This is a genomic window from Pseudomonas sp. FW305-20 (assembly GCF_058788075.1).
In genome coordinates, this window is sequence record NZ_JBYTAJ010000053.1 from 1 (window position 1) to 25,199 (window position 25,199).

Consider the following 25,199-nt stretch of genomic DNA (forward strand, 5'->3'; position numbering starts at 1 on the left):
CCCATGTGAGAGTAGGTCATCGTCAAGATTAAATTCCGAAACCCCTATCTGCGTATGCAGGTAGGGGTTTTGTTTTGCGCTCGAAAAAACACCGGTGTGCCCAGTGGTTTTACTCCAGCTATCGATTGCTCTTTCTACGGCCTAACCACCCGACGATCTACATGGAAAGTCTGACATTGCTGTGCCTTACTCCAGACACAACTCATGGGGCGACGTCGATGCGGCGAAGAGGCGCAAAATTCTGGTTATGGACTAACACGCAGTTACCCCTTCATACGCATGAAGAGGTACTCAGCAATGGGCTGCACATCGAGGTGCAGACGCGTGTCAGCCATGAAGGGGTTATCCAGGTGTTTATAGGCGTCTACGGCACCAATGGTTGGGCGGTTTGCGAGGAGTTTCATGACCGACACGCCGAGGAGCATTACTGCACGGCGTTGAAGTGGGGGGCTCAGCGGGCGAGGGAGATTGTCGCGGACACCCAGGAGTTTGTTGCGCCGCATCGCGTGCAGTTGACCTTGAGTCCAGTGATTACCGATGAGCCGGAATTGGCCCTGCGACGGATGGAAATGACCGAACGCGAGTCTTTGAAACTCAGGTCCGCAGATGCGTGGTCGGAGTACATGGCTGCCAAGGCAGCCATGCTGGAGCTGATGCGTTCAACCAAAGTCGACCCCAAGGTCTGGGCTGATCACAAGGAGCGGCTCAGGCAAGCCATCGATCGACGAGCCTGCGTACAAAGGGCCTATCTGCGCTGACCCTGCCTCAGGTCTGGGAGCGTCGCAGATTCTCAATGGTTTCGATCAGATCATCGTAGGACACCGGTTTTCCAATGTGCTGGTCAAAGCCCGATTGCCGTGATTTTTGAATGTCGCTGTGAGCGCCATAACCCGTCAGTGCAATGGCCGGCACATCCTTGACCAGCGGCAACTGACGCAATGCGCTCATCAGCTCGTGACCGTTCATGATCGGCATGCCCAAGTCAGAAATGATCAGGTCGAAGCGCGTGCTTTTTGCCGCATCCAAAGCCGCCACCGGACGGTCGAACGCAATCACTTGCGCGTCTTCCATTTCCAGCAGCATTTTCAAGGTTTCCAGTACATCGGCGGAGTCGTCTACCAGCAGGATCGTCAAGCCGCTCAGCCTGCCAGAGGATTCTTCGATCTGAGTCGGGCATTGCGGCTCATCTTTGGAATGGGCCAAGGGCAGGTAAACCGTGAAGGTACAACCTGTTCCTACCCCGGCAGAGGTCACCTCAACCGTTCCCCGTTGGGCCTCGGTCAGTTGGCGGACCAGTGACAGGCCGATCCCCAGCCCTTCACGATTGTGGTTGATGTGCTGTTTTTCAGCCTGGCCGAACAGGTCAAACACGTGATCGAGGTTCTCGGGGGCGATGCCTGCACCGTTGTCTTTGACGTCCAGCCGCGCCATGTTTCCAGCCTGGCTGGCGATCAATTGCACGTGGCCGTTGGAGGGCGTGAATTTCAGCGCGTTATTCACCAGGTTCCAGATGATTTGCTCCAGGCGCGTCGGGTCGGCATGGACCATTAAGGCACCGGAAGGTACGTGCAGCTCGACGGTGGCGTCGTGTCGGTCGCTGAGCACGACGGCATGAATGTCGCGCAACACACTGATCAGATCGACGGCGATGGGTTTCAGTTTGAGTTTGCCGGTTCGGACCCGGGCGACATCCAGCAGGTCATCGATGATTCTTGCCTGGCTATTGACGGCGTCGCAGATGGTGTTGACGGCCTTGGCGGCCGGCGCCACCGACTTGGTCACCGGCAAGCGACGCAGCAATTCTGCATTGAGCTGAATCAGGTTCAACGGATGCTTGAGTTCGTGGGACATGACCGCGAAGAATTCATCCTTGAGGTAATTGGTGTTGCGCGTTTCGGCCAGTTGTTGGCTCTGTTCTTCATGCTGGCGTTTATGGCCGGTCAAGTCGCGGGCAATTTTGACGTAGCCTTTTAGGTTGTTGCCGCTGAGCAAGGTCACCTCGCCGCTGCAAAAGAAGCGGTTGCCGTCCTTGCGTACGTGCCAGCGCTCATCTTCACTGCGACCGTGGGTGCGCACCGCCAGCAATTCGTTTTCAGGCACACCGGACGCACGATCTTCGGGCGAGAAAATGAAATCGTAATAGGCGCCCTCGGCCTCGGCCTTGCTGTAGCCGAAGATCAATTCGGCGCCTTTGTTCCAGGTGGTGATCACGCCCTGCTCATCGAGGGTAATGATGGCGTAGTCACGAGTGCTTTCAGCGACCAGGCGCATGCGTTCTTCGCCCAGCCGCAACTCTTCTTCAGCCGCCCGTCGTTTGGTGATGTCGATGAACGTCAGCACGGTGCCGTCGATGTGGTCTTCGCTGGAACGATAGGGCAGCAGGCGGGCGATGTACCAGCGATTGTCGGTGCTGCTGACTTCGCGTTCGATCATGTTCAGCGATTCGAACACTTGCGCCGCGTCTGCGACGATTTCCTCGTAATGCAGGCGATGGGTAATGTCGAGCAAGGAGCGCCCGGTATCCACCGGTAACATGCTGAAGATGTCAGTGGCACGCGGAGTGAACCACTTGATGCGCATGCTGCGATCGACAAACACCGTGGCGATGTCGGTGGAGGCAATCAGGTTGGTCAGGTAGTCGTTGATCTTGTCGGTTTCTTCGACTTTGGTTTTCAGTTCGTAGTTGACCGTCAACAGCTCTTCGTTGATCGACTGCAGTTCTTCCTTGCTGGTTTCCAGTTCTTCAGTGGCCGAACGCAGTTCTTCGTTGATGGCCTGCATTTCTTCATTGGAAGCCTTGAGCTCTTCGCTGGAGACTTCCGATTGTTCGATGGTGTCCTGCAGGTGCAATTTGGTGCGTTGCAGTTCGCGCTCAAGGTTGGACAGCACCTGGCTTTCAGTCTGTAGCACGGTGGTGGCTGCCCGTTCGGCAGGGTCGACCTCGACTTCCTCGAAAATCACCAGGACGTATTCGCCGTCCGAATCTTCATCCTTGTAGGGATGTGCGACCAGATCAATCAGGTAACTGCGCTTGTCACGCTTGATCGGTACCTCGCGGGACTTGACCGGCAAGCCACTCTGCTGGACCTGGAACAGCGTGGTGCGGATTTCCAGGCGCAGTTCCGGAAGAATCAGTGTCAGCAAGTTACGCGACAATTCGCCGCCAACATGACGCAGGAAACGCCCGGCACTCTCGCTCATGTGCAGGATGTCGGCGTTGGCATCGACGATCACGCTCGGTGGTGCGGACTGTTCAAGGGCGCGTTGATGGATATCGGCGAATGACAGTTTGCGCGGCGCGCTGCTTTGCGGGACCTGTTGGGAAGTGTTGGTCCGCACATAGCCTCCACGCGGCATAGTCGGTGTGCGCCGACTGTTGGCCGTGCCGGTCTTGGCGCGGAAGATCCGGTTGCGTTTATCCACCGGTGCGAACAATTCGTGGCACGCGTCCGCGCTTTCGGAAGAACCGAGGAACAGGAAACCGCCCGGACGCAGGGCAAAGTGGAACATCTGGAGGATTTCGCGTTGCACTTCGCGATCCAGATAGATCAGCAGGTTGCGGCAAACAATCAGGTCGATCTGCGAGAAGGGCGGGTCGGACAACAGGCTGTGCTTGGCGAACAAGACCTTTTCGCGGATTTCCTTGCGGATCCGATAATGATCGTCTTCCTTGATGAAGTAGTGGCGCAGCCGCGAGGGTGGCACATCGGTGATGATCGCTTGTGGATACAAGCCGGCCCGACCAACGCTGATGGCGCGTTCGTCGATGTCGGTAGCGAATAGCTGCATCGATGCCGCGCTGGATTCAAGTTGCAATTGATCATTGAGCAGCATGGCCAGGCTGTAGGCTTCCTCGCCCGTGGAGCAACCCGCGGACCAGACCCGGATTTCTTCTTTCTCGGGGTGTGCGGACACGGCGGCGCTGACCAGTTGCGGCACGACATCCCGCTCCAGGGCTTCGAAAGCCTCTCTGTCACGGAAGAAGTTGGTCACCCCGATCAGCATGTCGCCCAGCAGTGCCTTGGTTTCTTCGGGATTGTGTTGCAGATACTGGTAATAGGCGGTCAGGTCGGGCTGGCCGGTGACCTGCATGCGGCGTTCGATCCGGCGCAACACGGTGGCGCGTTTGTAGTGTTTGAAGTCATGACCGGTACCCGTACGCAACTGGATCAGGATGTCGCGCAGCACCTGTTCTGCAAGAGCCGCGTCACGCTCGGACACCGTAGCAACGTTTTGCAGTTCTGGATCGTCGGCGATGGGTAAAGTTATTTCCCTGGAGTTGCGCCATAGCTCCAGCAGTTTTTGCGGCATTTCCACCACGGGCAGCACCAGATCAACCATGCGGGTTTCGATGGCGGCGCAAGGCATGCCATCGAATTCGGCGTCTTCCGGTGCCTGAGCCAATGTGATGCCACCTTGTTCCTTGATCCGTGACAAGCCAACCGCGCCGTCGGAGCCTGTACCCGACAACACCACACAGAAGGCGCGCTCGCGGTGCACATCGGCCAGGTCGCGGAAAAACAGATCAATGGACGCGTGGCGACCTTCGCGTGGGTCTGCCGCGCTGACCTCCAGAAAGCCATCGTTCATTGCCAGCCGTTGCGCCGGTGAAATGACGTACACCCGGTTTTTCTCGATGACCACCGTTTCGGTCACTTGCAGAACCGGCATCTTGGTCGATTCCTGGATGATCTTGTCAGCGATGCTCTGGTGATCGGGCGATAAATGGAGAATGATCACGAACGCCATGCCATTGTCTTGAGGCATGTTTTCAAAGAACAATTTGATCGCTTGCAGCCCGCCTGCCGACGCACCGATGCCCACCACTGGAAAGTCCAGGGTGCTGGGGATCCGGGCCTTTCGCTCGGAAGTGGTCTCCGGGCGCTTGGGTTTGGTGGTCATGACTTTGGCCTTTGGCTACGACGTAGAGCGTGTTAATTGCAAGCGACAGGAAGCGCAGTTCAATAAGTCAGGATAATCCCGTTTTTCAATAACACCTTCAAATATTTAGCTCGCCATGGGAGGCGCTCATAAACTCTTTGACCGCCAAATGAGCGATTGCACTCCCGTTACTTCAAGTGAATGCCAGTTCTGGCCGATAACCCGAACAATCATGGTCTTATTCTTAAATTGCCTGGAAATCTTCGATGCTGTCGTATCACCAAAAGCGCTTTTTGATCGTCGATGATTTCTCGGATTTCCGCAGTTCCGTCAGGTCCATGCTGCGCGAGCTGGGCGTCAAGGATGTCGACACCGCCGACAGCGGTGAACAGGCGCTGCGCATGTGTTCGCAGAAGGCCTACGATTTCATCCTGCAGGACTTTCACCTGGGCGATGGCAAGAAGAACGGCCAGCAGGTGCTCGAGGACCTGATGATCGAGAAGCTGATCAGCCATGAGGCCGTGTTCGTCATGGTCACCGCCGAGACCAGTCAGGCAATGGTGCTCAGTGCGTTGGAACACGAACCCGATGCGTACCTGACCAAGCCGTTCAACCGTTCCGGCCTGGCTCAACGCCTGGAGCGACTGGAGCAACGCAAGACCTTGCTCAAGCCGATTCTGCAGGCCCTTGACCGGGGCAAGCCGGTTGAAGTGCTCAATGCCTGCATCGCCCTGTGCAAGCAAGACATCCGCTATTCGCCGTTGTGCCTGCGCTACCGCGCCGATGCGTTGCGTGACCTGAATCAGAACGAGGCGCTGGAGCGACTCTACGACAGCATCATTGCCGATCGACCGTTGCCGTGGGCCTTTGCCGGCCTGGGTAAATTGCTGTTCAAGCGTGGTCAGGTCGCTCAGGCCAAAGGCGTCTACGAAAAAGCCCTGAAAGTGTTCCCGATGATGCCGGCGCTCTACGATGGCATGGCCGATGTGCTGGTCGCCGAAGGCGACACCAAGGCTGCCCAGCGTGTGCTGGAAGAGGCGATCCGCTTGTCGCCGCTGGCGGTGCGCCGGCAGGCGCTGCTGGGCAAGTTGGCGATGACCAACGAAGATTTTGAAACCGCCTCCAAAGCCTATCGTCAGGCCGTGGCGCAGGGCGCGCAGTCACGTTTCAAGGATGCGGAGAGCAACCTTGGCCTGGCCCATGCCTTGATCAGTAAAGGCAGCGAAAAAGGTCTGGATACCCGGACCCGACTGGAAATCAACACGACGCTGAGTGCCGTGGCCAAGGAAAACCCTTCCGACCCGGGCCTGCAGATTCGTGCGCGATTGATGAAAGCCACCAGCCTGCTGCTCAACGATGCCGAAACCGCCGAGAAGCTCACCGAGCAAGCGATGATGCGCCTCGATGGCATGGAACAGTTCATGAGCGCCGAAGCGGCGCTGCTGGTGGCCAAGCAGCTGCAGATGCTTGGCCAAGCCAGCGCCGGTGCCTCGATGCTGAAAAACTGCGCGGAAATCTACGGCGACGACCCGACGGTGATGAAGGGCATCGCCAAGTTGACCGACGATCCGACCATCCTCAACTCCGGCAACGCCGCAGCCGACCTCAACCGTCAGGGCGTGCGGGTGTACAAGACCGGCAACCTGGTGGAGGCGCGGCAGGTGTTCCGCAAAGCCCTGGCGCTGCAACCGAAGAACATCAGCATCGCGCTGAACATGGCGCAGTCGCTGCTGCACGGCACCGACACCAGTGTCCCTTCGGCGGAGCTGGAGGAATGTCGGACGTGCCTGAAAATGGTCGGCCTGATGCCGGACACGGATGCGCGTTTCCCCCGTTATCAGAAGTTGCGAAGCAAGGCGTTTGGCGAATGAACAACAGCGAACAGGCACTCGATTTTTCCACGGTGATTGCCTCCACCGTGCACGACATGAAGAACTCCCTGGCGATGCTGATGCAGGCCCACAGCCAATGGCTGGCGCGTTTGCCGGATCCGCAACAGCACACCCCGGAGCAGGGCGTGATCGAATTCGAGTTCGCACACCTCAATGGCATGCTCGTGCAGTTGCTGGGGCTGTACAAACTCGGCGTCAACCAGATGCCGTTGCAACCGGCCTACCATGAACTGGATGACTTCATCGAAGCGCAATTGGCCTGCCACCAGGACGTGTTCGCCAGCCGCGGCATCATCGCGACCTATGATGTGGACCCACTGAGCCCTCTGGGTTTCTTCGACCGGGAGCTGATCGCTTCGGTGCTGGGCAACAGCATCAACAACGCCATCCGTTACGCCCGCCATGCAGTGTTGATCAGCGTCAGCGATGAAGCCGGGCAATTGGTGCTGACCGTCAACGACGATGGCGAGGGTTATCCAGCCGAGATGATCGAGCGTCAGGCCGATTACGTGCAGGGCATCAACCACAGCAGCGGAAGCACTGGCCTGGGCCTGTACTTTGCCGGGCGGATTGCGGCACTTCATCAGCGCAACGGCGTGGGCGGTCGCACCGAAATCAGCAATGGCGGCTCGTTGGGCGGCGGGGTGTTCAGCCTTTACCTCCCCTGACGAGTCTTTTTGTTGGCCGCTGCTTGATATTCCGAACAGGCGGAGCCTATTTTGTTCGGGTCGCCGTTCGCGGCTCGCACAACAACAAAGGATTGCGTCATGACGACCGATGGCCATCGTTCACTCGCACAGCGATTGACGGGCATTGATGAGATTGAATGTGTCACGCCGGATTTGAATGGCGTACCCCGTGGCAAGGTAATGACTGCCGAAGGCTTTCTCGAGGGGCGGCGTTTGCAGATGGCGCGGGGCGTGCTGCTGCAATGCATCATGGGCGGATATCCGCCAGCGCGCTTTTACGGCAGCGATGATGGCGACCTGGCGCTGGTGCCCGACCCTGCACAGATCCATCGCTTGCCGTGGAGCCAGCAACCGCGAGCCTTGGCTATTTGCGATGCGCACGAGCTGACCGGCGAAAGCTCGTCTCTGTCGACCCGCGGCCAACTCAAAGCCGTGATCGCGCGTTACACGGCCCTCGGCCTGGCGCCGGTGGTGGCGACCGAGCTGGAATTTTTTGTCTTCGCGCCCAACACCGACCCGACTCAACCGTTCCAGCCGCCGCTGGGCCTGGATGGTCGTCGCGAGGAAGGTCATTCGGCGTTCAGTATCAGTTCCAATAATGGTTTGCGGCCGTTCTTCAGTGAGGTCTACGCCTGCATGGCGGCCCTGGGCTTGCCGCGCGATACCTTCATGCACGAGATGGGCGTCAGCCAGTTCGAAATCAACTTGCTGCACGGCGACCCATTGCTGCTCGCCGACCAGACACTGCTGTTCAAACATCTGCTTAAAGAAGTCGCGCTCAAGCATGGCCTGACCGTGGTTTGCATGGCCAAGCCGCTGGCGCACACGCCGGGCAGTTCGATGCATATTCACCAGAGCATCATCGAGATCGGCAGCGGGCGAAACGTGTTCAGCGACAAGGCGGGTGAGCCGACGGCGACCTTCCGTCATTTCATCGCGGGTCTGCAGGCCGGCATGGCGGATTTCACTGCGTTGTTCGCACCGAACGTGAACTCGTATCAGCGCTTGTGCCATCCCTTCGCATCACCGAATAATGCCTGCTGGTCCCACGATAACCGGGCGGCGGGATTGCGTATTCCGGCGAGTTTGTCCGCCGCTCGTCGGGTCGAGAACCGCTTGCCGGGGGCTGATGCAAATCCTTACCTGGCGATCGCCGCCAGCCTTGCCGCAGGGTTGTATGGCATTGAGCACAAACTGGAGCCGAGCGAGCCGATCCAGGGCGAATTTGAAGTACCGGACAATCTTTCGTTGCCGTGTACCTTGCATGCCGCTCTTGAACGTCTGAAACGTAGCCAATTGGCGATGGAACTGTTTGGCAAGGAGTTCATCGAAGGCTACATCGCCTCGAAGACCATGGAATTGACCAGCTTCCTTGATGAAATTACTCCCTGGGAACGGCGTGTTTTAGCGGCCCAGGCCTGACGATCCGTCGACATCAGGCTATCGTTTGTCGGTAGCCTGAAATTCACTGCAAGGAGCCGCTCGGAACGCCGATGCGCCAAATCTGGAAACCCTTTCGAGCGCTTTATTTTGCCTCGCTGATGATGTTGATCGGCTCTGGCCTGTTGAGCACTTACCTGGCCTTGCGCCTGGCTGCCGACAAGGTCGACAGCCTGTGGGTCGGTGCGTTGATGGCCGCCAACTATTGCGGCCTGGTGCTGGGTGGCAAGATCGGCCACCGGCTGATTGCCCGGGTCGGGCATATTCGCGCCTATTCGGCCTGCGCCGGGATTGTCGGTGCGGCGGTGCTGGGGCATGGCCTGGTGGACTGGTTGCCGGCCTGGATCTTCCTGCGGGTCATCGTCGGCCTCGGCATGATGTGCCAATACATGGTCATCGAAAGCTGGCTCAATGAGCAGGCTGAAGCCTCGCAGCGCGGGACGGTGTTCAGCGGCTACATGATCGCCTCGTACCTGGGGCTGGTGCTGGGTCAATTGATTCTGGTCATGCACCCGGCCCTGGGCCTTGAGTTGCTGATGCTGGTCGCCTTGTGCTTCGCGCTGTGTCTGGTGCCGGTGGCCCTGACCCGGCGGATTCACCCGGCGCCGTTGCACCCGGCACCGATGGAGCCGCGGTTCTTCATCAAGCGCGTGCCGCAGTCGTTGAGCACGGTGCTGGGGGCAGGGCTGATCATCGGTTCGTTCTACGGTCTGGCACCGTTGTATGCCTCACAGCAGGGGTTGTCCACGGAGCAGGTCGGTCTGTTCATGGGTAGCTGCATTTTTGCGGGCTTGCTGGTGCAATGGCCTTTGGGCTGGCTGTCCGACCGTTATGACCGGGCGCTGTTGATCCGCTGTTTTGCCTTGGCCCTGGCGCTTACCGCGCTGCCGCTGGCCATCATGCAACAGGTACCGCTGGAGATTTTGTTTATCACCGGGTTCTTCTGTTCGCTGGTGATGTTCTGCCTGTATCCGTTGGCGGTGGCGTTCTCCAATGACCACGTCGAGGGCGATCGCCGTGTGTCCCTGACGGCGATGCTGTTGGTGACCTACGGCGTCGGCGCCAGTATCGGACCGCTGGTGGCCGGGGTGCTGATGAAGCTGTTCGGCAGCCACATGCTCTATGCCTTCTTCAGTTTCTTCGCGTTGGTGCTGGTGTGGCGAATTCGTCCGAAAGCGGTAACCAACCTGCATGTGGTGGACGATGCGCCGCTGCATCACGTTGCCATGCCGGACAGTATGTCGAGTTCGCCGTTGGTGGCTTGCCTTGACCCGCGGGTCGATGAGCAGGTGGTTCAGGAGCAGATGCAGAACCCGATCAACCCTGAGCCGGACCCGGTACCTGAATCCGAGCCCGAAACCGATCCGCCGCAAGAAGACTCAGATACATCTCGCGAGCAAAGTTTTACCGAGGCAAGGCCATAACGCATAAAAACAACGCATAAAAAAACGGGCAGTCACCGCAAGGGACTGCCCGTTTTCTATTGAAGCGTCTTATTACATGTCGTCTTTGTCGAAGCGCCGAGCTTCGCGTTGCAGCTGATAGACGAACCGTTCGACTTGCCGCTGTACCAGCCCGCTCATGTTGTGAAAGCGCACGCCAGCGAAGGTGGTGGAGATCCTTTCTTCGAAGTGCAGGTAACGCAGCTCGACGGGGGCCGTCATGTTGCCAAAGGGCAGGGCGGCGATGAAGCGGTCATAGACCTGACCCAGTTGCAGGCTATCGGTGATGTCGCCTTCGAAGCGCAACTTGCAGCCGGTGGCAGAAATATCCAGGAGCTTGCCGCTGATCGGCGACTTGAGCTTTTCACCGCCCAGATCGACGTTGACCAGTTGTGCCAGCTTCAATGCTGCGCGGAATGCATTGCGACGCTGGTGGTAAACCACCTCGGCGGGCAGGGCGCCACGGTAGCAGCGACCGCCACCGGATTCGTCGATGGTCAACGGGCCGTTGCTTTCCCAGGCAATGCGCACGCCGTCGTGAAAGCCTTCGACTTTGAACGGTTCGCCGGCGAGCAGGAAGCGTTCACCATCGCGGGGAATCATTTCGTCCAGGGCAATCATGTTGCTGTCACGGTCAATGTCCACCAGATAACTCTGGAAGCGCTGGCTGCGCTCATGGAACGTGATGATCAGCGGATCATGGCTGTCTTGCAGCTGGCGCAGGGTGCCGGAGATTTCCAACGGCGTGGTGAGCACCTTGGGTGGCTGCGGAGCATCGTCCGCGCTTAAGGCATTGAACACGGTTCATCGATCTCCAGGCAAAAATATGACTACGGCTGGCCAGCATATTGCCAGCAGTTTGCGCGTCTTGATAGTGCGCGCTTTCAGCAGGCTCATGCCTGGCTGAGCGGACGTGGCTTCGCAAGCATGGAGGTTGATCCGCGCGCATCGTAGAGCGCTGGCGGCTCGCCGCCGTTGAGGATTTTCAGCTGATTGGCCGTCGCGGCCTGTTGCACCAGGATCGACTGGCCATTCTTGACGTTGGCCGCCTGGCACTGAGCCAGAAGATCGGTCAATACATCGCTCTGTTCGAGCAACTGATCGCCAATGCTCGAATGGCTGGCAAGTTGCTCCAGGCCATCGCGATTGGTCGGCAGGTTGAGGCTGGCGAGGATTTCACTGCGCTTGCGGCCATGCTGATCGAGCAAAATGATCAATGCCTGTTTCTGCGCCAGAATCTCTTCGAGCAGAGGCATGTCGCGACCGTGCAAGGCGAGGGACTCGGTTTGCAGTAACTCCAGCAAGTGCTGTGCCGGAGCGAAATCGTCGGTGATCAGTTGCAGTAAGTTAGTGTCGTGCATGGCTGGCCTTGGGTTTTAAGCGTCCAAAAGCCTGGCGCAGGCCTTGGCCTAGCGCTGGGCTTCGAAGTTGAGCAGTTTGCTGGCTACACGGTTGCTGTCGACTTTGTAGCTGCCATCGGCAATCGCTGCTTTCAACTCGGCCACGCGGGCGTTGTCGACGGCAGGCTGATCGCGCAGCTTGTCAGTGACCTTCTGCAACTGTTGAGCCTCATTGCTGAAATGTACCGATTCCCCGCTTTTGACGGTACTGGCCTGTTCGGCCGGGGTATTCAGCGGTGCGGGCTTGCCGGCTTCGGCAGTTTCCTTCGCGGCGCTGGTACGCGTACTACCGGTAAGTGACGAGGAACTGTTTAAACGGCTGAAATCGATGACCATGACAAAAAACCTCTGGGTATTTGGACGCTTGCCATGTTTTCGGCCATACCCGGGAAAACTTTAGGCCCAATTATCAATGAGCTTGCGCGCGTCAGCGCTTGCCCTGCATAGGGCACAGTCTAGGGAACAGTCGAGTGGCGCGCCACTTCTTCACAAACACAGAGTCCTCTACATCGCTACTTCCACCTGGCCGGGCGCGATGACTTGCGCCTTGATGACCCGCTGGGAGTTGAGGTTTTTCACCCGGATCTGTTCGCGCAAGCCGCCGTTGGACAGTGCTTCACCCGGCATGCGCACGCTCAACGTGCCACTGCGGGCGGTAATCACCACCTGGTCGCCCTTGCTGATGACTTCTGCCTGTTCCATGTGCACCAGGGTCATGACCTGGTCGGCGACCATTGGTCGGGTAAGTTTCTGCCCGATCGCCTGATCGACGGAAGTCAGGTAGCCCTGGCTGATCAGGCTGATGTCACGCTCGCGCAGGGTCACATCCTGAGGCTCGACGATACCGGCGCGTCGTAGCGGGCGGGTGGTGGTCACAATGTCACGAAACAGGCGCACTTGAGCGGGTACGAAGACTGTCCAGGGCGACGCGCCTTCGCAGCGAACCTTGACCGTAACCCGGCCCAGCGGCGTGGCCGGGCTCTCCAGGGACGCTGTCAATTCCTTGTCGCACATGGGCATGCGCAGCCGTGGATCGAGCTGCTTGACCTCGATCTCGTAGCGGCCTTCCGATTGACTGGTGGCCAGATAGTCTTCTACGGTGAATTCAAGAAAGCCCTGGGTGACGCCGATAAGCATGTCAGGCAAGGTAACCGCGTCAGCAAGGGCAGGGCAGCCAGCGTTGAACAGGCAGACGGCCGACACCGCGCAAAGCAATTTGCGGGCGTTTGATGTCAGGCGTCGGAAAAATGTCGGTTCTGTGTTCATAAGAGTTAAAAAGCAAGCGCCGTGCCGTTTAGTGATGAATGCGCGTCGCAACACACTTAAGCGTTGGTGTAGGAGTCTGTGCATGGCTGGGGTAATGGATGCGGTAAACCAGCGCACGCAACTGGTAGGGCAGAATCGCCTTGAGCTGTTGTTGTTCCGTCTCGACGGCCAGCAGCTGTATGGGATCAACGTGTTCAAGGTTCGGGAGGTGCTGCAATGCCCCAAACTGACGCTGATGCCAAAATCCAGTCCTGTCGTGTGCGGTGTGGCAAGTATTCGGGGGGCGACCATTCCGATTCTTGATCTGGCGATGGCGACCGGCTCCGGTGCGTTGAAAGATCAAAGCAATCCCTTCGTGATCATCACGGAGTACAACACCAAGACCCAGGGTTTCCTGGTGCGGTCAGTGGAACGCATCGTCAACATGAACTGGGAGGAGATTCATCCGCCACCCAAGGGCACGGGACGCGATCATTACCTGACAGCTGTGACTCGGGTCGACAATCAGTTAGTCGAAATCATCGACGTCGAGAAAGTGCTGGCAGAAGTGGCGCCGACACCGGAAGCGATTTCCGTCGGCGTAGTGGATGTCGAAACCCAGCACAAGGCGCTCTCTTTGCGAGTGCTGACGGTCGATGACTCGTCGGTGGCGCGCAAGCAGGTGACCCGTTGCCTGCAGACGGTCGGTGTCGAAGTGGTGGCGTTGAACGACGGTCGGCAAGCGCTGGATTACCTGCGCAAGCTGGTCGACGAGGGCAAGAAGCCGGAAGAAGAGTTCCTGATGATGATTTCCGACATCGAGATGCCGGAGATGGACGGGTACACCCTCACGGCCGAGATCCGCAACGACCCTCGCATGCAAAAGCTTCACATCATCCTGCATACTTCGTTGTCCGGTGTATTCAATCAGGCGATGGTCAAGAAGGTCGGTGCCGATGACTTCCTTGCCAAATTCCGTCCTGATGACCTGGCATCCCGGGTAGTCAACCGGATCAAGGCAGCAGACATCAGCTAGGGGCCTTTTGCCCCTAACGGTTAATACGATTTAAGAGGCGGCATCTTTGTCTACGGGTAATTTGGATTTCGAACAGTTCCGGGTCTTCCTGGAAAAAGCCTGTGGCATTTTGCTTGGTGAAAACAAGCAATACCTGGTCTCGAGCCGTCTCAACAAACTGATGGAACAGCAAGGCATCAAGTCCCTCGGTGAGCTGGTCCAGCGCATCCAGACCCAGCCGCGCAGCGGTTTGCGCGAGATGGTGGTGGATGCCATGACCACCAACGAAACCCTGTGGTTTCGTGACACCTATCCGTTTGAAGTCTTGAAGAACAAGGTGCTGCCCGCGGCGATCAAGGCCGCCCCTGGCCAGCGTCTGCGGATCTGGTCGGCGGCCTGTTCGTCGGGTCAGGAACCGTATTCGCTGTCGATGTCGATCGATGAGTTCGAGCGCGTGAACATGGGCCAGTTGAAGATGGGCGTGCAGATCGTTGCCACCGACCTGTCCGGTACCATGCTGACCAACTGCAAGACCGGCGAGTACGACAGCCTGGCCATTGGCCGCGGCCTGTCGCCCGAGCGCCTTCAACGTTACTTCGACCCGAAAGGGCCGGGGCGCTGGGCCATCAAGGCTCCGATCAAGAGCCGGGTGGAGTTTCGCTCGTTCAACCTGCTGGACAGCTACGCAGCGCTGGGCAAGTTTGACATCGTGTTCTGCCGCAACGTGCTGATCTACTTCTCCGCCGAGGTGAAGAAGGACATCCTGTTGCGCATTCACAGCACGTTGAAGCCGGGCGGTTATCTGTTCCTCGGCGCGTCCGAGGCGCTGAACGGTTTGCCGGATCATTACCAGATGGTCCAGTGCAGCCCGGGGATCATTTACCAGGCGAAGTGATTCGTTGGCGTCATCAAAAAACGGGAGTCCTCAGGGGCTCCCGTTTTTTTTTGCCTGCAATATTTCCGGCATCACATCTATCCCCTGTGGGAGCGGGCTTGGCCATGGGAAAGCGGCAGAAAAGCGGCAGGCGGCGGAAATCGGTTGCCGCTTTTCTGGCATTGCCGCATGGCCACGGCCCGCAAAGCCCCGGTTTATGGGCTTTTTTTAATTGGCACGACGCTTGCTATGTCCCTGTTACGAAAAATCAGGTCACCCAAAGGTTTCCGACATGAGCATCAGCTTCGATAAAGCGCTCGGTATCCACGAACAAGCCCTGGGCTTCCGCGCCCAGCGTGCCGAAGTCCTGGCCAACAACATCGCCAACGCCGACACCCCGAACTACAAGGCTCGGGATCTGGATTTCTCCAAAGTGCTCGCCGCACAGAACGAGAAGACCAAGAGTGGATCTTTCGCCTTGAACATGACTAACAGCCGTCATATCGAAGCCGAAGGCCTGGGCAATGGCGACGAGTCGCTGATGTATCGCACGCCGATGCAACCGTCGATCGACCAGAACACCGTGGACGCTCAGCTGGAACAATCGAACTACGCGGAAAACGCGGTCAACTTCCAGGCCAGCTTCACCCTGCTCAACAGCAAATTCAAAGGGCTGGTGTCAGCCCTTCGTGGAGAGTAAGTCATGTCCCTAGCCAGTGTTTTCAACATTGCCGGTAGCGGCATGAGTGCCCAGACCACTCGCTTGAACACCGTCGCCAGTAACATCGCCAACGCCGAGACCGTCTCGTCGAGCATCGACCAGACCTACCGTGCACGGCACCCGGTATTCGCCACCATGTTCCAGGGCGGCCAGAGCGGCGGTAGCGACTCGCTGTTCCAGAACCAGGACGCCGCCGGTCAAGGCGTGCAAGTGCTGGGCGTGGTCGAAGACCAGAGCAATCTTGATGCGCGCTACGAGCCGAACCATCCGGCGGCCGACGCCAAGGGCTACGTCTACTACCCGAACGTCAACGTGGTGGAGGAAATGGCTGACATGATTTCCGCGAGTCGTTCGTTCCAGACCAACGCGGAAATGATGAACACCGCCAAAACCATGATGCAGAAGGTCCTGACCCTCGGTCAGTGATAAGGGGCGACTCAGATGAGTGTTACTGATACCACCAGTAGTTTGAGCCTCAAGGACATCCTGGCCAACTCCTCGATCAAGACCAACACCAGCGCCGACGGCCTGGCGGCGGCAACGAACAGCGCCACCGGCAAAAAGGCCCTGGGCAAGGACGCGTTCCTGCAGTTGCTGGTAACGCAACTGAAAAACCAGAACCCGCTGGAACCGCAGGACAACGGCGAGTTCGTCGCCCAGTTGGCCCAGTTCAGTAGCCTGGAAGGCATCACCACACTCAACGACACCGTCAGTGGCCTGGCGAGCAATTACAACTCGTCCCAGGCGTTGCAGGCGTCGTCGCTGGTCGGTCGTTCGGTGATTGCCCCGAGCGACAAGTCGGTGGTCGATACCTCCAAGAGTTTCAGCGGCACCATTGCCGTACCGGCGTCGGTGGACCCGCTCAAGGTCAAGATCACCGATGCCGATGGCAAGGTTGTCCGCACCATCGACCTGGGCAGCCAGAAGGCCGGCACTTCCAGTTTCATCTGGGATGGCAAAAACGACGCAGGCGAAGTGGCCAAGGCGGGTACCTATACCTTCGGCGCTACGGCGACCTACGACGGCAAGGCGACCTCGCTGGTGACGTACCTGCCGGCAACGGTCAACAGCGTGACGATCAGCCAGACCGGCGGTGAGTTGATGCTCAACCTGGCCGGGGCCGGCAGCATCGCCCTGTCCAAAGTACAAACTATTGGTATGTAGAGCCGACTAACACGGCACAAAGGAGTGGAATATGTCTTTCAATATCGGCCTTAGCGGTCTCTATGCAGCCAACAAACAACTGGACGTGACCGGCAACAACATCGCCAACGTCGCGACCACCGGTTTCAAATCGTCCCGTGCGGAATTCGAAGACGTTTACTCGGCCACCAAGCTGGGTTCCGGCAGCAAAACCATCGGTAACGGCGTGCGCCTGGCCAACGTTTCCCAGCAGTTCACCCAGGGCGACGTCAACAACACCGGCAACGTGCTGGACATGGGCATCAACGGTTCCGGCTTCTTCGTGCTGAGCGAGAACGGTTCGATGTCCTACACCCGTGCCGGTACGTTCAAGGTCGACAAGGACGGTTACGTCACCAATAGCGATGGCTCTGCGCGTCTGCAGGGTTATGGCGTGGATGCCAATGGCAAAATCCTCAACGGCGTTTTGACTGACCTGCGCATCGATACGTCGAACCTGGCGCCAAAAAACACCTCCACGGTTTCGTCGACGATCAACCTGAACTCCACCGCTCCCATCATCAACCAGACGACCAATCCGTTTGACCCGTCCAAGGAAGCGTCCTTCACCAAGCAGTTCAGTACCCCGATTTACGATACCCAGGGTAACAAGCACGTCATGGATCAGTACATGGTCAAGACGGGTGACAACACCTGGAAGACCTACACCCTGATCGAGGGTCGCAACCCGGATGGTAGCGACCCTACCGATCCTCTTACGCCTCCTGTCGCTTCGACCATGGCGTTCAATTCTTCAGGCAATCTGGTTTCCGTCACCACTCCAGCCACCCCTGCGCCGATTGTCAGCCCTGACTTGAAAGTCACCGGCTGGGTTCCGGGTAACGTGACCAATGGCGTGTGGACAGCCAACGGCGCTGCCTCCGGCGTCGTTACGGTCTCCATGGACAAAACCACGCAGTACAACGCTGACACCGCGCGTTCGATTCCTTCGCAGAACGGCTACGCCACCGGCCAGATCACCAACCTGACCATCGACGCCAGCGGTGTCATGCTGGCCAACTTCAGCAACAGCCAGACCAAGCCCATCGGCCAGATCTCGCTCGCCAGCTTCACCAACGAACAAGGTTTGCAACCGGTAGGCGGCACCAGTTGGAAAGAAACCTATGCGTCGGGTATCCCGGGCTACGATGCGCCGAACACCGGTACCTTGGGCGAGATTCACTCCAACTCCCTGGAAGAGTCCAACGTCAACCTGACCAATGAACTGGTCGACCTGATCAAGGCGCAGAGCAACTACCAGGCGAACGCCAAGACCATCTCGACTCAGAGCACCATCATGCAGACCATCATTCAGATGACCTGATGCTGGATAGCGCTGCATAAAGAACCCCTCGCAAGAGGGGTTTTTTTATGACCGGGATTTGTCCCTGACGCAGGCATCCTGGTTATCTGTGCTGGCCTCATCGCGAGCAGGCTCCCACAGTAGATCGCATTCCTCCGAGCCAACTCGGCCCTGTAGGAGTGAGCCTGCTCGCGATGGCGTCAACACAGTCACCACATTCCTCCAGGCAAAAGAAAACCCCCGACCAATCCAGAGGACCGATCGGGGGTTGTCGAGGTCAGCGCCTTTCAGCGCTTATCGGCATCATTGGCAAGCTTCGCAATCCGGCTCGTCGATGGCGCAAGCCTTCGGCACTGGAGCAGGGCCGGCAGGGGCTGCCAGGACCGAATCTTCAGCGTGGTTGCCGCCGCTGGAAACAGCGTTCAGCTTGCCGGTGTTGATGGTCGATTTCTCGGTGCTGGTCGCGGCCAGGGCACGGAGGTAGTAAGTGGTTTTCAGACCACGGTACCAGGCCATGCGGTAGGTCACGTCCAGCTTCTTGCCCGATGCGCCAGCGATGTACAGGTTCAGCGATTGAGCCTGGTCGATCCACTTCTGACGACGGCTTGCCGCGTCAACGATCCACTTGGTGTCCACTTCGAAGGCCGTCGCGTAGAGCTCTTTGAGTTCTTGCGGGATGCGCTCGATCTGCTGCACCGAACCGTCGTAGTACTTCAGGTCGTTGATCATGACCGAGTCCCACAGACCGCGAGCCTTCAGGTCACGAACCAGGTACGGGTTGATCACGGTGAATTCGCCCGACAGGTTCGATTTCACGTAGAGGTTCTGGTAGGTCGGTTCGATCGACTGCGATACGCCAGTGATGTTGGCGATGGTCGCGGTCGGTGCGATGGCCATGATGTTGGAGTTACGAATGCCTTTCTGAACGCGGGCACGAACCGGCGCCCAGTCCAGGGATTCGTTCAGGTCAACGTCGATGTACTTCTGGCCACGTTGCTCGATCAGGATCTGTTGCGAATCCAGCGGCAGGATGCCTTTGGACCACAGCGAACCCTGGAACGTCTCGTAGGCGCCGCGCTCGTCGGCCAGGTCGCAGGACGCCTGGATCGCGTAGTAGCTGACCGCTTCCATCGACTTGTCGGCGAACTCGACGGCAGCGTCGGAACCGTAAGGAATGTGCTGCAGGTACAAAGCGTCCTGGAAGCCCATGATGCCCAGACCGACCGGACGGTGCTTGAAGTTGGAGTTCTTCGCTTGTGGCACCGAGTAGTAGTTGATGTCGATAACGTTATCGAGCATGCGAACGGCGGTGTTCACGGTGCGTTCCAGCTTGGCGGTGTCCAGCTTGCCGTTGGTGATGTGGTTCGGCAGGTTGATCGAGCCCAGGTTGCAAACGGCGATCTCGTCCTTGTTGGTGTTCAAGGTGATCTCGGTGCACAGGTTCGAGCTGTGAACCACGCCCACGTGCTGCTGCGGGCTGCGCAGGTTGCACGGGTCTTTGAAGGTCAGCCATGGGTGGCCGGTTTCAAACAGCATGGACAGCATTTTGCGCCACAGGTCTTTGGCCTGGATGGTCTTGAACAGCTTGATCTTGCCCGGGTACTCGGACAGGGCTTCGTAGTACTCGTAACGCTCTTCGAACGCCTTGCCGGTCAGGTCGTGCAGGTCCGGCACTTCGGACGGCGAGAACAGGGTCCACTTGCCGTCATCGAAGACGCGCTTCATGAACAGGTCAGGAATCCAGTTGGCGGTGTTCATGTCGTGGGTACGACGACGATCATCACCGGTGTTCTTGCGCAATTCGATGAACTCTTCGATGTCCATGTGCCAGGTTTCCAGGTAGGCACACACAGCGCCTTTGCGCTTGCCACCCTGGTTAACGGCGACGGCGGTGTCGTTCACCACTTTCAGGAACGGAACAACGCCCTGGGATTTGCCGTTGGTGCCCTTGATGTAAGAACCCAGTGCACGAACCGGAGTCCAGTCGTTGCCCAGGCCGCCCGCGAATTTCGACAACATGGCGTTGTCGTGGATCGCGTGGTAGATGCCCGACAGGTCATCCGGCACGGTGGTCAGGTAGCAGCTCGACAGCTGTGGACGCAGGGTGCCGGCGTTGAACAGGGTCGGGGTCGACGACATGTAGTCGAAGGACGACAACAGGTTGTAGAACTCGATCGCACGGTCTTCTTTGTTCTTCTCTTCGATCGCCAGGCCCATGGCCACGCGCATGAAGAAGATTTGCGGCAGTTCGAAGCGGATCCCGTCCTTGTGGATGAAGTAACGGTCGTACAGGGTTTGCAGGCCCAGGTACGTGAACTGCTGATCGCGCTCGTGATTGATTGCCTTGCCGAGTTTTTCCAGGTCGAAGGTAGCGAGGACCGGGTTCAGCAATTCGAATTCGATGCCCTTGGCGATGTAGGCAGGCAGGGCCTTGGCATACAGGTCGACCATTTCGTGATGGGTCGCGCTCTCGGCGACGCCAAGGAAATTCAGGCCTTCGGCACGCAGGGTGTCCATCAGCAGGCGGGCGGTCACGAACGAGTAGTTCGGCTCACGCTCGACCAGCGTACGGGCGGTCATCACCAACGCGGTGTTGACGTCGGTCAGGGCCACGCCGTCGTACAGGTTTTTCAGGGTTTCGCGCTGGATCAGGTCGCCGTCGACTTCTTCCAGGCCTTCGCACGCTTCGGTGACGATGGTGTTCAGGCGGCCCATGTCCAGAGGAGCAAAGGTGCCATCGGCGCGGGTGATGCGGATCGACGGGTGAGCGTTGACTGCTTCTTCGGCCGGTGCGTGGGCGGCGCGTTCTTTCGAACGACCGTCACGGTAGATCACGTAGTCGCGGGCTACTTTCTGCTCGCCGGCACGCATCAGGGCCAGTTCGACCTGGTCCTGGATTTCTTCGATGTGGATCGTGCCGCCCGAGGGCATGCGACGCTTGAAGGTCGCGGTGACTTGTTCGGTCAGACGGGCAACGGTGTCATGGATTCGCGACGAAGCGGCAGCGGTGCCGCCCTCAACTGCGAGAAACGCTTTGGTGATGGCGACGGTGATCTTGTCATCGGTGTAAGGAACGACAGTGCCGTTACGCTTGATCACACGCAGTTGGCCAGGCGCGGTGGCGGACAGATCCGAAGTCGAATCTGCGGCCTGCGGCAAGGTGCCCTGCGGGTTCTCGCGAGTTGTGTCGGTTTGCATGGGGGGTTGTCTCCACATTCTCTATGTTTGTTTGGGCACCATTTGGGTGCCCACCGTTCCGTCCTGAAGCACTACAACCGGCGAGGGGCCGGGCATACCAACTTCGGGACAGATCAGGAAGGGGCTATTGGGGCGCCGCTTCCATGCCGAAGTCTTTGGTCCCAGGGCTTGAACCTGGAACCGGGATCCTTTTGGGTGACAGTAATCGACTGCAACACCCGTACCGTTAACGCCGTTTTCGGCTCAAAAACAGTAGCCATCCGCACACGCGGCTTGGTCTTTCGAAAATACGTTTGGTTCAACCGGAAAGAGGCAATAAAAGCGCTTGAAACCGGTGTCTGATTTGTGTTTGGTTTTTATGCAAAAACCCTACATGTAGGGTTTTTTTGGCGACGGGGTACAAGATAATGCGTTTTTGGGGGTGTTGCAACGTACTACCTGTGGATAAACCTGTGCGTAAATTGTGTGTGAAAGGTGGAACGGGCGTGTAGGCCGCGACCTAGCTGGAGCGGACCGTTTTTCACTGATTTTCACCGATTGAAAACAGTCGCTCGGCTTTTTAAGGGCGCGAACCCTATCACAAAAAACTGCGTTGTCCGAACGCATTTACCGGCTTGTGTTCTTGGCGAGCGGCGTTTATACAATCGGCTCATGCAGATGCATTCTTATCCTCCCCAATCATTACAAAAAGACGGGCGGATCCTTCCTTATAAAGTGTTGTTGGCAAGCAGAGGTCACCGTGGAGCAAGAAGCCTGGCAGGTATTGATTGTCGAGGACGACCAGCGTCTGGCCGAACTGACCCGCGACTACCTGGAAGCCAATGGTCTGCGCGTATCGATCGAGGGCAACGGCGCCTTGGCCGCGGCACGGATCATCAAGGAGAAACCGGACCTGGTGATCCTCGACCTGATGTTGCCGGGCGAGGATGGCCTGAGCATCTGCCGCAAGGTCCGCGACAAGTATGACGGCCCGATCCTGATGCTCACCGCCCGCACCGACGACACCGATCAGATACTTGGCCTGGACCTGGGCGCCGACGACTACGTGTGCAAACCGGTTCGCCCCCGTCTGTTGCTGGCGCGCATCCAGGCCTTGTTGCGACGCAGTGAAGCCCCTGAAGTGGCGCCGGAAAAACAACGGCGTCTGCAGTTCGGCCCCCTGGTGGTCGACAACGCATTGCGCGAAGCCTGGCTGAACGACAACGGCATCGAACTGACCAGCGCCGAGTTCGACCTGCTCTGGCTGTTGGTGGCCAACGCCGGGCGCATCCTGTCCCGGGAAGAGATTTTCACCGCGCTGCGCGGCATTGGCTATGACGGCCAGGACCGTTCCATCGACGTGCGCATCTCGCGCATTCGCCCAAAAATCGGCGATGACCCGGAGCATCCGCGGCTGATCAAGACCATCCGCAGCAAAGGTTATCTGTTCGTTCCGGAAGCCTGCACGCTGTGAACTCGATCTTCCTGCGCATTTACGGTGGCATGTGCGCGGCGCTGATTCTGGTGGCGGTGCTCGGCGTGCTGGCCTTGCACCTGCTTAACCAGGTGCGCGGCGAGCAATACCGCGAACGCCTGGCCCACGGCACGTTCTCGCTGATGGCCGACAATCTGAACCCGATGAACGAAACCGAGCGCCACCGTGCCTTGCTGGTGTGGGAGCGGTTGTTGGGGATTCCTCTGGCGCTGAAGACCTTTGCCCAAACCGACCTCGACATGACCCAGCGCACCCGCGTGCTGCGCGGTCAGGCGCTGGTGGAACAGACCGGTCCGCACGCGGCGAAGGTTTACCGGTTGGTCAGCGACAAGGAACAGTTGGTGCTGACTGGCGAAGTCCAGCAGATCAGCGAACAACTGGCCCGGGCCACTATTTACCTGCTGGCCGATGAACTGGTGCGCTACCCGGTGGCCGAGCAGCCCGAGCGCCTGGCGCAATTGAAGCGCGACAAAGGCTTTGGTTTCGACTTGCGGCTGGTGAAGATCGAACAGGCGGACATGGACGAAGACCAGAGTCGCCGGGTGTCTGAGGGCGACACGGTGATGGCGCTGGGCAAGGGCGGCGATTCGATCCGGGTGTTTGCCGGCATGGTGGGGACGCCGTGGGTGCTGGAAATCGGCCCGTTGTATCAGATGAATCCTTATCCGCCGGAGTGGCTGGTGCTGATCGCCGCCCTGGGTTTGAGCCTGATCGGCTTGATCGTCTATTTATTGGTGCGCCAACTTGAACGCCGTTTGCGTGGCCTGGAAGCGGCCGCCACGCGCATCGCCAAGGGCAGCCTGGAAACCCGCGTGCCAACACGCGGCGCGGACTCGGTGGGACGGCTGGCTTCGGCGTTCAACGGCATGGCCGAACACTTGCAGCAATTGCTGGCGATCCAGCGTGAGCTGGTGCGTGCCGTGTCTCATGAGCTGCGCACACCCGTGGCGCGGTTGCGTTTTGGCCTGGAAATGATCGGCTCGGCGACCACGCCCCAGGCGTTGGAAAAATATTGTGAAGGCATGGACCACGACATCGAGGATCTCGATCGACTGGTGGACGAGATGCTCACCTACGCACGACTGGAGCAGGGTTCACCGGCACTGAATTTTCAGCGGATCGATCTGGATGCGTTGGTCAATCAGGTGATCGAAGAACTGGCGCCGTTACGCGCCGAGGTCACGGTGCAGCGCGGTTTGTGTTTGTCCGCCGCGGACAATGATGATGCCTGGGTCGAGGCCGAGCCGCGTTACCTGCACCGGGCGTTGCAGAACCTGGTGAGCAACGCCATGCGCCACGCTCAATCGCGGGTGACCGTCAGCTATCAGGTCGGGCAGCAGCGCTGTCGAGTGGACGTCGAGGATGACGGACCGGGCGTGCCGGAAACGGCCTGGGAGAAAATCTTCACGCCATTCCTGCGCCTCGACGACAGCCGTACCCGCGCCTCCGGTGGGCATGGGTTGGGGTTGTCCATCGTGCGGCGAATCATCCATTGGCATGATGGCCGGGCGTTGATCAGCAAGAGTAAAAGCCTGGGCGGGGCGTGTTTCAGTTTGAGTTGGCCGCGCAATCAGGAGAAGCGGTGAGATTGTTGGTGTCTGTTCTGGCCTCATCGCGAGCGGGCTCGCTCCCACATTGGATCTCCTGTGAACACCGAATGTGTGAACAACAGAGATCAACTGTGGGAGTGAGCCTGCTCGCGATGAGGCCCGCATGACCACTACCAGATCCTCAGGCCTTGATGCTGACCAGACTCAACAACTGCCCATCCACCACCCCAAACTGCGCATCCAGCTCCGTGCCGTTACGCCACTCGCTGGACAAATCAGTCAGCAACCGCAGCCGCACTTCACCGCTTTCGGTCCACTCCAACACTTCAGCGTGCTCGAAATAGAAGCGCTGCTGAACGATCGGATACAGCGCCTTGAACAGGCTTTCCTTTACCGAAAACGTCAGGGTGACCAGCATCGCCAACTGGTCGCGACGGCCTGCGGTCATGCGGTGCAACTCGGGCGGGGTGAGGATTTCCCCGGCCAGCCGCTCGGCCCGTTCAGGGTTGAGCAGGTTTTCCAGGTCCATCCCCAGGCCGCGCCAGTGGGTTTTCTTCGCGACAATCGCCGAGGCCCGGCCGGTGCTGTGGGTGATCGAACCGGTGATGTGCGTCGGCCACACCGGTGCCCGGTCTTCGCCGATAGCCGGGATGAAGTTCAGCCCTTCCAACTGTTGCAACGCCGCCCGAGCGCAAACCCGCCCGGCGAGGAACTCTGCCTGACGCTTGGCGACCGAACGCTGGATGGCGGGCGGCGGCTCGATGGCGCTGCGCTGGAAATCATCGCTGGCCAGTTGCGAGGTATCGAAGTGAGTGCTCAACAGCACCGTATCGGGCAGCGCAAACGGCAGCGGCCAATGGGCATCGAGTGGGGTGCAGCAGACGGGGAGGGCG

20 protein-coding genes are annotated in these 25,199 nt (G+C 58.8%); 13 read left to right on the forward strand and 7 right to left on the reverse strand.

Features of this window, described 5'->3' with window-relative positions:
• Positions 1 to 218 precede the first annotated feature (218 nt).
• On the forward strand, positions 219 to 758 hold the full coding sequence (locus AC3WP4_RS27270) for a hypothetical protein (protein WP_074879194.1): 540 nt from the start codon (positions 219 to 221) through the stop codon (positions 756 to 758).
• A 7-nt stretch (positions 759 to 765) separates the two neighbouring features.
• Here AC3WP4_RS27270 and AC3WP4_RS27275 read toward each other — a convergent pair whose 3' ends face one another.
• Positions 766 to 4,902 carry a CheR family methyltransferase gene (locus tag AC3WP4_RS27275; protein ID WP_102616616.1) on the reverse strand — a complete coding sequence of 1,379 codons (4,137 nt, stop codon included), beginning with the start codon at positions 4,900 to 4,902 and terminating at the stop codon, positions 766 to 768.
• 245 nt (positions 4,903 to 5,147) lie between these two features.
• Here AC3WP4_RS27275 and AC3WP4_RS27280 point away from each other — a divergent pair, with 245 nt between their 5' ends.
• The 4 genes from AC3WP4_RS27280 (at position 5,148) to AC3WP4_RS27295 (ending at position 10,326) form a co-directional block, all read left to right on the forward strand.
• On the forward strand, positions 5,148 to 6,752 hold the full coding sequence (locus AC3WP4_RS27280; protein ID WP_102616615.1) for a tetratricopeptide repeat-containing response regulator: 1,605 nt from the start codon (positions 5,148 to 5,150) through the stop codon (positions 6,750 to 6,752).
• Positions 6,749 to 7,441, forward strand: a complete 693-nt coding sequence (locus tag AC3WP4_RS27285; protein ID WP_102616614.1) for a sensor histidine kinase — start codon at positions 6,749 to 6,751, stop codon at positions 7,439 to 7,441. The genes AC3WP4_RS27280 and AC3WP4_RS27285 overlap by 4 nt, the downstream gene beginning before the upstream one ends.
• Positions 7,442 to 7,642: 201 nt before the next feature.
• Complete coding sequence (locus AC3WP4_RS27290) at positions 7,643 to 8,884, forward strand: glutamine synthetase family protein (protein WP_173860505.1); 1,242 nt, start codon at positions 7,643 to 7,645, stop codon at positions 8,882 to 8,884.
• A 71-nt stretch (positions 8,885 to 8,955) separates the two neighbouring features.
• Complete coding sequence (locus tag AC3WP4_RS27295; RefSeq protein WP_102616612.1) at positions 8,956 to 10,326, forward strand: MFS transporter; 1,371 nt, start codon at positions 8,956 to 8,958, stop codon at positions 10,324 to 10,326.
• Positions 10,327 to 10,398: 72 nt separating this feature from the next.
• Here the strand turns inward: AC3WP4_RS27295 and AC3WP4_RS27300 are convergent, their stop codons facing one another.
• From AC3WP4_RS27300 to flgA, 4 genes are all read right to left on the reverse strand, one after another.
• Positions 10,399 to 11,145, reverse strand: coding sequence for a flagellar brake protein (locus AC3WP4_RS27300; RefSeq protein ID WP_074879181.1), 747 nt, complete (start codon positions 11,143 to 11,145; stop codon positions 10,399 to 10,401).
• Positions 11,146 to 11,237: 92 nt separating this feature from the next.
• The gene (locus tag AC3WP4_RS27305) at positions 11,238 to 11,705 is read right to left on the reverse strand and encodes a flagella synthesis protein FlgN (RefSeq protein ID WP_074879179.1); all 468 of its coding nucleotides are present in this window, start codon (positions 11,703 to 11,705) and stop codon (positions 11,238 to 11,240) included.
• Positions 11,706 to 11,753: 48 nt separating this feature from the next.
• On the reverse strand, positions 11,754 to 12,080 hold the full coding sequence (gene flgM, locus AC3WP4_RS27310; RefSeq protein WP_074879177.1) for a flagellar biosynthesis anti-sigma factor FlgM: 327 nt from the start codon (positions 12,078 to 12,080) through the stop codon (positions 11,754 to 11,756).
• Between the two features lie 168 nt (positions 12,081 to 12,248).
• Positions 12,249 to 13,010 (reverse strand): flagellar basal body P-ring formation chaperone FlgA, encoded by a 762-nt coding sequence (gene flgA / locus AC3WP4_RS27315; RefSeq protein ID WP_102616611.1) that lies wholly within the window; start codon positions 13,008 to 13,010, stop codon positions 12,249 to 12,251.
• Positions 13,011 to 13,092: 82 nt separating this feature from the next.
• On the opposite strand from flgA, the gene AC3WP4_RS27320 reads away from it, so the two are divergent.
• From AC3WP4_RS27320 to flgE, 6 genes are all read left to right on the forward strand, one after another.
• A complete protein-coding gene (locus AC3WP4_RS27320; RefSeq protein ID WP_074879173.1) occupies positions 13,093 to 14,025 on the forward strand; it encodes a chemotaxis protein CheV in 933 nt (310 codons plus the stop codon).
• A gap of 46 nt (positions 14,026 to 14,071) precedes the next feature.
• Positions 14,072 to 14,899 carry a protein-glutamate O-methyltransferase CheR gene (cheR, locus tag AC3WP4_RS27325; RefSeq protein ID WP_074879171.1) on the forward strand — a complete coding sequence of 276 codons (828 nt, stop codon included), beginning with the start codon at positions 14,072 to 14,074 and terminating at the stop codon, positions 14,897 to 14,899.
• A 271-nt stretch (positions 14,900 to 15,170) separates the two neighbouring features.
• The gene (gene flgB / locus AC3WP4_RS27330; RefSeq protein ID WP_008147960.1) at positions 15,171 to 15,578 is read left to right on the forward strand and encodes a flagellar basal body rod protein FlgB; all 408 of its coding nucleotides are present in this window, start codon (positions 15,171 to 15,173) and stop codon (positions 15,576 to 15,578) included.
• A gap of 3 nt (positions 15,579 to 15,581) precedes the next feature.
• Positions 15,582 to 16,025, forward strand: coding sequence for a flagellar basal body rod protein FlgC (gene flgC, locus AC3WP4_RS27335; RefSeq protein WP_074879168.1), 444 nt, complete (start codon positions 15,582 to 15,584; stop codon positions 16,023 to 16,025).
• Positions 16,026 to 16,040: 15 nt separating this feature from the next.
• Entirely contained in the window at positions 16,041 to 16,763 is a 723-nt protein-coding gene (gene flgD, locus AC3WP4_RS27340; protein WP_074879167.1) for a flagellar hook assembly protein FlgD, read from the forward strand.
• 31 nt (positions 16,764 to 16,794) lie between these two features.
• Complete coding sequence (flgE, locus tag AC3WP4_RS27345; protein WP_102616610.1) at positions 16,795 to 18,105, forward strand: flagellar hook protein FlgE; 1,311 nt, start codon at positions 16,795 to 16,797, stop codon at positions 18,103 to 18,105.
• 282 nt (positions 18,106 to 18,387) lie between these two features.
• Here flgE and AC3WP4_RS27350 read toward each other — a convergent pair whose 3' ends face one another.
• The gene (locus AC3WP4_RS27350) at positions 18,388 to 21,282 is read right to left on the reverse strand and encodes a ribonucleoside-diphosphate reductase subunit alpha (protein WP_102616609.1); all 2,895 of its coding nucleotides are present in this window, start codon (positions 21,280 to 21,282) and stop codon (positions 18,388 to 18,390) included.
• A 739-nt stretch (positions 21,283 to 22,021) separates the two neighbouring features.
• On the opposite strand from AC3WP4_RS27350, the gene AC3WP4_RS27355 reads away from it, so the two are divergent.
• Together AC3WP4_RS27355 and AC3WP4_RS27360 are read left to right on the forward strand one after the other, a co-directional pair.
• A complete protein-coding gene (locus AC3WP4_RS27355; protein ID WP_074879161.1) occupies positions 22,022 to 22,735 on the forward strand; it encodes a response regulator in 714 nt (237 codons plus the stop codon).
• A complete protein-coding gene (locus AC3WP4_RS27360; protein ID WP_074879160.1) occupies positions 22,732 to 24,342 on the forward strand; it encodes an ATP-binding protein in 1,611 nt (536 codons plus the stop codon). The genes AC3WP4_RS27355 and AC3WP4_RS27360 overlap by 4 nt, the downstream gene beginning before the upstream one ends.
• A 145-nt stretch (positions 24,343 to 24,487) precedes the next feature.
• Here the strand turns inward: AC3WP4_RS27360 and AC3WP4_RS27365 are convergent.
• Positions 24,488 to 25,199 (reverse strand): 4'-phosphopantetheinyl transferase family protein (locus AC3WP4_RS27365; protein ID WP_102650655.1); only part of this gene is annotated, 712 nt, incomplete at its 5' end.